The organism is Fulvivirga aurantia (assembly GCF_009711475.1).
GTDB lineage: Bacteria > Bacteroidota > Bacteroidia > Cytophagales > Cyclobacteriaceae > Fulvivirga > Fulvivirga aurantia.
Genome location: NZ_SMMD01000177.1, coordinates 1 through 845, shown reverse-complemented (window position 1 = coordinate 845; position 845 = coordinate 1). Strand labels below are relative to the sequence as shown.

Annotated in this window: 1 protein-coding gene; it reads left to right on the top strand. The window is 34.3% G+C overall.

Annotated features, from left to right (window positions below):
• A partial coding sequence (locus tag E1176_RS20175) for a hypothetical protein (protein ID WP_185152493.1) occupies window positions 1-845 on the top strand: 845 nt, incomplete at both ends.

Below are 845 nucleotides of genomic sequence, written 5' to 3'. Positions count from 1 at the left end.
GGGGGTGAAAATTGGGATTTAGTTAACTCAATTTATGTAAATAGCGATACGGAATTAATCTCAACAGGCTCATTTGACATATCATCTAAGAGTAATAATGCCAGGCTAAATGAATCTCATGGTAATTCTGATGCCATAGTTGAAAAACGAACCATGGCGTCATCAGTAAGTTCTTGGCTCAAACAGTTGGGTGGAGTCGATAATAGACTTCGATCCTTAAGTGAATCAGGTAAGAAGGTTATTGAAAAGGATGGGGCAATTTATTTAACAGGATTATTTCAGAAACAAATAAAGTTTAATGAAAATTTTATCAACGCTCACGGTAAGGCAGATGTATTCATTTCCAAGATGTCAGCAGCAACCGGTGATATCGAATGGCTACGATCATTAGGAGGTATATCCCAGGATGAGGTATCTGATATGATCGTTGATGAATCAGGTAATATTTATTTAGCGGGCACTTTCCAGCATACCCTTTTTATAGAAGACCAAACAATATCTTCCGAGAATGGAAAAGATGTTTTTTGCATCAAATATAACTCAGATGGTATTTTAAAATGGATAAAGACATTTTCTGGTTCAGATAACGTAAATACTTCTACCCTGAAATTGTTTGATGATAAATTATATCTAATAGGTGATTTCAAAAGTGATATTAGAGTTGGCACCAAGACTTATGAGACTAAAGGAATTAACGACATCTACTTTATATCGATGACATTACTAGGCGATATAGAAAGTTTCATGTCATATGGAATTGAAAATGCAACTCTAAAAAACGCAAGTGCAACTATTGATAATAATGAGTTATACTTTATAGGCTCAATTCAAGGTACTAATCAAGC